7 protein-coding genes are annotated in these 8,756 nt (G+C 40.4%); 2 read left to right on the top strand and 5 right to left on the bottom strand.

What is annotated here, in order from left to right:
- Positions 1-133 precede the first annotated feature (133 nt).
- The 4 genes from AN214_RS19185 to AN214_RS19170 form a co-directional block, all read right to left on the bottom strand.
- Positions 134-2,071, bottom strand: coding sequence for a M56 family metallopeptidase (locus tag AN214_RS19185; RefSeq protein ID WP_054981174.1), 1,938 nt, complete (start codon positions 2,069-2,071; stop codon positions 134-136).
- A 9-nt stretch (positions 2,072-2,080) separates the two neighbouring features.
- On the bottom strand, positions 2,081-2,467 hold the full coding sequence (locus AN214_RS19180) for a BlaI/MecI/CopY family transcriptional regulator (protein ID WP_054981173.1): 387 nt from the start codon (positions 2,465-2,467) through the stop codon (positions 2,081-2,083).
- Between the two features lie 54 nt (positions 2,468-2,521).
- Entirely contained in the window at positions 2,522-3,274 is a 753-nt protein-coding gene (locus AN214_RS19175; RefSeq protein ID WP_054981172.1) for a LytTR family DNA-binding domain-containing protein, read from the bottom strand.
- 143 nt (positions 3,275-3,417) lie between these two features.
- Complete coding sequence (locus AN214_RS19170; protein ID WP_054981171.1) at positions 3,418-3,783, bottom strand: DUF3192 domain-containing protein; 366 nt, start codon at positions 3,781-3,783, stop codon at positions 3,418-3,420.
- Positions 3,784-4,187: 404 nt separating this feature from the next.
- Here AN214_RS19170 and dinB point away from each other — a divergent pair, with 404 nt between their 5' ends.
- Together dinB and AN214_RS19160 are read left to right on the top strand one after the other, a co-directional pair.
- The gene (gene dinB, locus AN214_RS19165; protein ID WP_054981179.1) at positions 4,188-5,243 is read left to right on the top strand and encodes a DNA polymerase IV; all 1,056 of its coding nucleotides are present in this window, start codon (positions 4,188-4,190) and stop codon (positions 5,241-5,243) included.
- A gap of 90 nt (positions 5,244-5,333) precedes the next feature.
- Positions 5,334-6,860 (top strand): leucyl aminopeptidase family protein, encoded by a 1,527-nt coding sequence (locus tag AN214_RS19160; RefSeq protein WP_054981170.1) that lies wholly within the window; start codon positions 5,334-5,336, stop codon positions 6,858-6,860.
- Positions 6,861-6,989: 129 nt separating this feature from the next.
- On the opposite strand, the gene AN214_RS19155 is transcribed toward AN214_RS19160, so the two are convergent.
- Entirely contained in the window at positions 6,990-8,627 is a 1,638-nt protein-coding gene (locus AN214_RS19155) for a methyl-accepting chemotaxis protein (protein ID WP_054981169.1), read from the bottom strand.
- Positions 8,628-8,756: the final 129 nt, after the last annotated feature.

The raw sequence follows: 8,756 nt of genomic DNA, 5'->3' as shown, positions 1-8,756 counted from the left end.
AAGTGAATAATCTTTTTGAGTTCTCTTAGATATAGGTTTCATAACATTCTCCAAATTTAAGTTGGAAAAGTGTCAACCTTATTTAGGATAGGGTCATCATTATAAAAAAGGCCATCAATCGATGGCCTTTTTACTATCTTAATCGTGTCGCTATGCGACTACCAGTCACTGGGCGTAAGTACTGGCTCGGCTCACTAAAACTAAATATTTTACTTATTTTAGTTTCTACTTCTTTATCACCTTGCATTGCAGGTTCAAAGCGCCACTCTTTTAACGCACGAGTTATAGAGCGTTGAAAACGAGTGCTGACATCACCGTTATACGTTATCTCAGATATGCGTCCATTTGTATTAACAGTAAAGGTGACAGATACATCTATATTACCTTGTCGTGAAGAAAACAGCCTAGGGTATTCAGGAATAACTGAATGAATTAGCTTGGCACTAGTAAATTTTGGCTCTACAGCCGCCTTTGTTTTTTCGGGCTGATTTTTTACTACTGGCGCAGTAGTTAACTTTTCCAAGAGTTCAGTTGTTGCAACCGATGGTGTTTCAACCAGTGGGTTTGCTTTAGCCGCTAATTGATTGCTTTTGCGCTTGCTAATTTGCTGGGGTTTTACTTCAGTCGATTCAATAGTGTTAGCTGTTTGAGCTTTGTCAATCACCGCTGACTTAGCTTGTTTACTTACTATTGTTTGCTGTTTAGTAGTTTCTTTCTCGTTTACCTCAGTAACGCTACTTTTGTCTGTGTCACGCGTTTTTGAGAGCGAACTTTCCTTTGATGTTAATTTGGGGGCAGGTTTTGTGTCGCTCACTGTTTTTTCAATTTGAGTATGTATTTTATTAGTTGATTTAGCTACAACAGTACTCTTAATTGATGCTTTTTCTATAACGTTTTCTTCTACTTTAGCAACTGTTGTTTCAAGCGGTTCACTTGCTTGTTGTTCTTTGTTTTTCTGAATAATCGGTTGTTGTGGCTTTTTATTTTCAGCAACCTTTGCGTCCAGTACCATAACGTGTTGCTGGTTAGTTGGTAGAACTGGTGCCGGCTCGGTCTGTGTCATTGCAATAACTTTAGAGGCGGTAAATATGCTTGGAATAACGAACGCTGCCGCGAGTGCGGCGAGCCATTGGTTACCATAGCGCGGTGCACAGCTATGCTGACCTACGGCGCGATGAATACGTGATGATAAGTCACCACCTGTTGCTGCCATAGCAAGCTCAGGAATATTGTGCCTAAGCACTTCAGCTTCTGCCAATGCTCTTGCATACACTAACTGATTACCACAGTGATGGATTGCTAAATCATCACAGCAATACTCACGTTCTTGTCGAATTTGTTTAGAAATCCACTTAACTGCTGGGTGGAAGAATAAGACTAACTCAACAAATGTTTGTATTAGGTTGACTAAATAATCATAACGTTTGATATGTGCAAGCTCGTGTGCCATTAGCATTTCTAGTTGGGCGATTGATAACCCGCTTGCCAAATTTGCTGGCAGCAACACCACGGGCTTTATCCAGCCAATTGCCATAGGTACGTGCGCTGTTAACGATATAACCAAACGAGCACGTTTAGTTACAAAAAGGCGCTCTTTAAGCTGGTTGAAAATTAACTCTAGCTTATCTGATGGCTGCACAATATTAGTTGTTGTAAGTCTATGTACTTGCAGCATTTGTAAAGTAAGACGCATGCTTAACACAATAATGCCAGTCATCCACAGCACGGCAACTAGCGGCGTATAATCAGCTAACTGAATCTGATGCGCAGTGTTAGGCATACCAGAAGGCGCTATTGGTGATGCAATAACGTCGTTTGTTGTAAATGTGCTTACATTAATTATTTCGTCAGGTTGCGACAGTACATAAAAAGTAACTGTTGGCGCAATAACACAAAGCAGTAAACAGAATAATGAGAAAATATAACGGAATTGGCTGTGCTTATTGCTGGTAAGTTTATTTACACAAAAAAGTAGGCCCGCAATAACTAAGCCTTGCCATAAAAAATGTAATAGAGTGAGAGAAATAAAATAGAGAGTATTACTTTCTAATAATGAGGGCAGTATATCCATAACGTGTGCTTACTTATTATTTTTTTCGAGAGAATCTAACAGAGTACGAATTTCATTAATTTCTTTAGTACTGGCTTTTTCGTCGCCAAGTGCGCGCATCACCAGATCAAAACGTGACCCACCAAAAGCTTTGTTAACAATGTCTGACAGTAAAGATGATTGGGTGTGTTCCACAGAATATGCCGCGCTGTAGACATGCGCACGAGTTGATTCATCACGTGTAACAAGGCCTTTTTCGTGCATGATTTGTAGCATTTTAAGCACAGTGGTGTAGCCTATTTTTTGGCTTTCACTGATATGTTCATGCAAAGTGCGAACAGTGGCAGGCTGAATACGCCATAGCACATTAAGAATGTTGAGTTCTGCACTTGTTGGTACGCGTTTATTCTTATTCATAATTACGTCGCTTTTCGTAGATTGTTATTTACTCTACGAGATAGAGTTTATTTGTCAACCAATTAATCCTTGCATGTTTTGCTTGTAACGTCGGGATAAATTGAGATTGGCGCCGTCTTTTAAGGTAACAATATAGTCGCCGTTATCGGTAGGGCGGATTTCGCGTATTGCTTGCTTTTTGATGATCGCAGAGCGATGAATGCGAATAAAGCCAAATGGCGATAGCTGCTGTTCCATTGAAGATAATGTTTGGCGATGTAAAATCGTTCGCTCATCTTGGTTGAGGTGCAATTCAACGTAGTTTCCAGCGCCGCCAACCCAAGAAATTTCATCAGGTGTTAAAAATTTTATTCTACCGGCGTCTTTTAAAACGATTTGCTGGTCATCTAATTGGTTAGACGAAAATCGTTGTACCAGTGAGCTCATCAACTCAAATTGCTGTTTCTCAGGCGCGAGCATTCTGGCTAGCTTATCTAATGTTTTGCCTAAACGAGAATTGACCATTGGCTCTAAAATAAAATCAAATAAATCACATTCAAATGCCTTAGCTGCATCAACACGATTGCTTGATAATAATATGATTTCAGTTGAGTCTGCTAATGATTGAAGTGTAGGCCAATCATGTTCTTGAATAAGTTCATTTTGTACAAAAAGTACTTTTGCACGGGTTTTTTTACAGGCTGCTATTAATTTGGCAAAACAAGATTCAACATTTGTTAGCTCAAAAAGTGAGTTATCGATTTGTTGTGACAGAATGTCTGAGAATGTTGGGTCGTTGTGACCGACGACTAAATTGTATCTATCCATTTTATCCACCTAATTACGATGTCTTTCGTAATTAATATTACGAAACTTGTCGTAATAGTCAACGAATAAATGTAAGTGGATGTAAATAGATTGATTTAAAAGAGTTTTAAAGAAAAGGGCGAAACATTTCGCCCTTACACATATTAATTTTTTAACTGCTCAAGAGCGTGCTCGCCCCAGCCTGTAAGTTGATTATTTTTAAACACAAGCGGCGTACATTCGTCTTTTGTTGTTTTACCGTCAGAGTGAATAGAGTTTGTTGCGTAGTAAAGCACGCGATATTCAGTGTCGCTTTGTTTTACTAGCTCAGAAAAATTTGGTGTACCAAGTTTATTGATCACGCGTTGATACTCTTTTCCAATTTCCATATTGGCAATCGCTTTGCGGTTTTTTTCATGAGTTCTTTCCCAGCTAGATGAGTAGTCTGATTTGCCTTCGCCGCCTACCGCAACAACACAGCCTGTTAAAAGTGGCAATGTGAGGGCTGATGCTAAAACTAAGTATTTCATAGAAGATCCTTGAATGATATTTAAAATATTATAATTTTCTAGTTATTAGCAGAAATAGTGCCAAAAAATTAAATTGTTATTTATCAGTTTGTTATTGTTTTTCCTGTTTCTGGTTTTGGTGGTATTTACGAAATTTTAGTGACTTTGACTAGTTGCCATCGCCGTATATTTGCTTTTTTCAAGGTGTTTTAATTGTCGCTTTCTGCGGATATTTATTGTACCTAAATGAATATTTACAAAACTTCAATATTCTACTTATGCCTTTATCTGCATTCATTTTCTTATCAATAAAATGAATGCAGATAAAGGCATCTTAAAACTTAACAAGCCGCAAAATAAAAACTTGCTGAATCAAATAAGTTTGATACATAATAAACTGTATATATAAACAGTACTTTGTGATTTTGAAAAAATTTATACATATTGATATGGATTGTTTTTATGCAGCAGTCGAAATGCGAGACAATCCAGAGTTGAGAGATAAGCCAATCGCAATTGGCGGTAAACACCGTCGTGGTGTGTTGGCAACCGCAAACTATATTGCGCGTCAATATGGTGTGCGCTCAGCAATGTCTAACTATAAAGCGTTGCAACTGTGTCCAGAATTACTGATTGTTCCCGGCAGAATGGCAGTATACAAAGAAGTGTCTAATCAAATTAGAGAGATTTTCGCCAAATACACAGATCTAATTGAACCGCTTTCTTTAGATGAAGCCTATTTAGATGTAACCGATTGCACACAGCACTCAGGCAGTGCAACACTTATCGCTAATGCGATTCGTGATGAGATTTTTGAAACAACAGGTTTAACGGCGTCGGCGGGAATCGCACCCATTAAATTTGTAGCGAAAATTGCCAGTGATGAAAACAAACCAAATGGCTATTGTTTGATCCCTCCTCATCGGGTGCAAGGGTTTCTTAAAGCGCTCAACTTAAAAAAAATTCCTGGAGTAGGTAAAGTAACCTTAGAGAAATTGAATGCATCAGGTTTGTTTGTTGGTGAAGATGTATTAAACCTCGGTTTAAATCAAATGCAGGCAAAGTTTGGCACTTGGGGCGCAGAGTTATTTAAAAAGTGTAATGGAGAGGTGATTGGCAAGATAAATACATCACGTATTAGAAAGTCACTTTCAGTTGAGCATACCTACGAATATGATAAAACATCGCTAGAACAATGCTTAGCAGAGCTGCCAAAATTAAAAGATGAGCTTGATACTAGGCTGCAAAGTAAAGGGTTGTTAAACAAAGTATCTAAGCTTTCGGTAAAAGTTAAGTTTAACGATTTTGTTTCAACAACCGCGGATTACAGCTGCACGCATTTAGATGATGATATTTTTACGCGTTTAATCGAAAAAGCCTACTTACGAGGCGGAAATAAAGGCGTGAGATTACTCGGTTTAGGTGTTGGCTTATCTGAAAATAGCTGCGAACAAGAGCAGCTTGCAATGTTTGAATCTTGATTTTTATAAATTTGCCCTCATATTTAAGCCATCTTTTCTAAACTTACGCGACAACATTGCGCGTATTTATTCGTTCAGTAAGGTTCAAAAATGACTTCACCAAAGGCCCTGCAAGCGGCATCAATTTCAGATTTACCTCAATATGTTGATAGTTTAATTATTATTTCGCCAGACTTGGCATTACTCCCAAATGATTTTCGCGATAGTGTAATGGCTACTGCGCAATTCGATAAGCGCATAGGCCAAAAAGCATTATTGTTGGTGAATGACAATGCACCTGGAAAACGTTTAGTGATTGCACCAACAGGTCCTTTAGAGCGTGACTATGACGATGTGCGTCGCTATTTCGATGCGGCGAAACAAGGTGTACTAGAAGCAAAACAAGCGGGGGCAACAAACCCTGCAATTTTAGTCTTGGGCCAAGCAGATGAGCGTTATCAGCAAGCAACAACCGTAGCGTATTTAGGTGCTTGCCAAGCATTATGGCAACCGCTAGAAGCACGTGAATTCCACGGTGCGGCAATTGAACCAATTCAATCTATTACTGTTATTGGCGAATTTGATAGTCACTATGCAAATGCTATTGCACAAGGTCAGTACGCTGCGCGCGATCTTTGCGGTACTGAACCCGAGCGTATGGCACCTCCTAAATTTGCACAATACTGTGAAAGCTTATTTGCCAACAGCGCAGTATCGGTGGAAGTGATTTCAGATACTCAATTTATTGATGAAAATTACCCAATGCTTAGCACTGTAGCCCGTGCATCATACGCGGTAGAGCGTCATCACCCGCGTGTTGTTAAGCTTGAATATGTGCCTGAAGGTGATATTGAACGTACGCTATTATTTGTTGGTAAAGGCCTTGTTTACGACACTGGTGGTGCAGACTTAAAAGTAGGTGGTGCAATGGCGGGCATGAGCCGTGATAAAGGTGGCGCTGCATCAGTTGCTGGTTTTATGAAGAGCATTGCTGAGCATCAACCTAAAGGGGTTAAAGTAGTTGCCTACTTAGCTGTTGTTCGTAATTCAATCGGCTCTGACTGTTTTGTACCAGATGAAATTATCACTAGCCGTGAAGGCGTACGCGTACGTATTGGTAATACTGATGCGGAAGGGCGTTTGGCAATGGGCGATCTCTTAAGTGAAATTAAAGATGTCGCTAAGGGTGAAGTTAACCCTGTTGTATTTACCGTTGCAACATTAACAGGACACGCTGCACGAGCAATGGGACCTTATACTGCGCTTGTTGAAAATGGTGCATCAAGAGCGCTTAACTTATCGCACAACATCGCAACGCAAGGTGACTTATGGGCTGATGGCTCTGAAGTATCGCGCGAACGCCGCGAAGACTATAGCTTTATCGCACCTAAAACGTTAGCGGACGATGTATTGTCGAGTAACAATGCTCCATCAGCAATTACTGCCCGTGGTCACCAGTTCCCAATGGCATTTTTGGCTGTGGCATCAGGCCTTGATAAGCACGGCGCAAACTCAGAACTGCCAATTCCTTACATTCATGTGGATATTGCTGGTAGTGGCGTTGAGGGCGGCGACTGGCAACACGGCAAACCAACTGCAGCATCACTTGCAAGTATTTACGCGACATTTTGTAAATAATTTTAGGTGCAAGTAGTTACAACTTATCAGAGCTGAGGTTAACCCTATCTCAGCTCGTGGTTAGACGCTAGCAATTGCACTTAGCGATAAAAAGGCCGAACACTTGTTCGGCCTTTTTCGTTGCTAGTATTATTCCAATTTAAAGCGATTCACTACGGCATTCATTTGTTCACTGCTGGCTATCAGCTCATTGCTTGCGCTATTTAATTGATGGGTATTATTTAGTGACTCATCTGCCATGCCCGCTAATTCATTGATGCGCATATTTGCTTCGCTAGCTGCTTGGCTTTGCTCATCTGTTGCACGGGCAATTTGGCTATTCATTTCAGAAATCACATTCATTAACTCATCTATTTGATTGAGCACTTCATCGGCTTGACTGGCCTGAGTAACCGTATCGCGAGAGGTTGACTGCGACGCACTTACAGCAGACACCGCTTCTTGTGCGCCTTGCTGTAACTTTTGGATCATTTGTTGAATCTCTTCTGTGCTCTGCCCTGTGCGACTAGCAAGTGTTCTTACCTCATCTGCAACTACTGCAAAACCACGCCCTTGCTCACCTGCACGTGCGGCTTCAATAGCTGCATTTAATGCAAGTAAATTGGTTTGTTCTGCAATGCCTCTAATTACATCCAGTACAGCGCCAATGTTGTCACTTTCTGCGGCAAGTGACGCAACGACGTCACTTACATGGTCAATGTTATTCGATAGCGATTCTATTTGACTGATAGTTTTAGTGACGACCTCTTTACCTGCTTGCGTGTTTTCTCTAGCTTGATTTGCTGCTTGCTCAGCGGCATTAGCGTTATCACTTACTTCTCTTATCTGTGCGGTCATTTGCTCCATTGCAGTTGCCACTTGCGTAGTGTTATCAGACTGCATTTGAATATATTCTTGGCTGTTATCACTGGTTTTTGACACTGTGTTTGCTTGCAACAGAACTTGCTCTGAGGCACTTGCGACTTGTTTTAATGAATCGCGTATTTTGTCTGAGTATTGATTGAAGTAGCCAGAGAGTCGCGCAATTTCATCATTGCCATCAGTCGTGAGTTTTCGCGTTAAGTCGCCTTCACCCTGCGCAACATCTTTCATTAATTTAGTTGCTTCGATAGTAGGAGTAATAATACTTTTACCAATCAAATATGCCGCTGCGCCGACAACTAAAATAATTAAAAGCGCTTCGATTAATAACGCAGTTGCCTGCTGCATAAATAATTTATTGAGATTGTCTAGGTAAATGCCAGAACCGATAATCCAGCCCCATGGCTTAAAACCTTTTACATACGAGATTTTATCAACGGGTTCATCAGCTCCCGGCATAGGCCACTGATATGGCACAAAGCCTTCCCCTTGTTGTCTGACGATATTGGCCATATCGACAAATAATCTCACGCCATTAGGATCTTTCACGTTACTGAGTGATTTGCCATTAAGTTCAGGTTTGATCGGGTGCATGATCATGTTTGGCGTTGTGTCATTGATCCAATAGTAGTTATTGCCTTCATATCGTAATTTACTAATGGTTGCTTTGGCTGCGTTTTTTGCTTGTTGTTCGCTTAGCTCACCGCTAATTTGTTTTGTGTGGTAGGCGGCAATTACGCTGTGCGCGGCTTCAACAATGCTTTTTGTTTTTTGGTAGGACTCGTTTTTAAGTAAATCGTATTGAGAATTTAATGTAGCGGCACTGAGCAAGGCAAGGCCTAGTACGATTAAGCCAACCAATATGGCCAATCTTTGTTGGATGCTTATGCGGCGAAGTGTTGTCATAATGCCACCTTCCGGGTACGTTGAATGTTTTAATATTAGACTATAAATTTCGAAATATATTTTGACCTAAGACATTATTTTTATAAAAGAAATAGAAAAAGCGGGCAAGCCCGCTTTTCGTTTATAAGA

The organism is Pseudoalteromonas sp. P1-9 (assembly GCF_001399975.1).
GTDB lineage: Bacteria > Pseudomonadota > Gammaproteobacteria > Enterobacterales > Alteromonadaceae > Pseudoalteromonas.
This window is presented reverse-complemented; position numbering and strand designations above follow the sequence as displayed.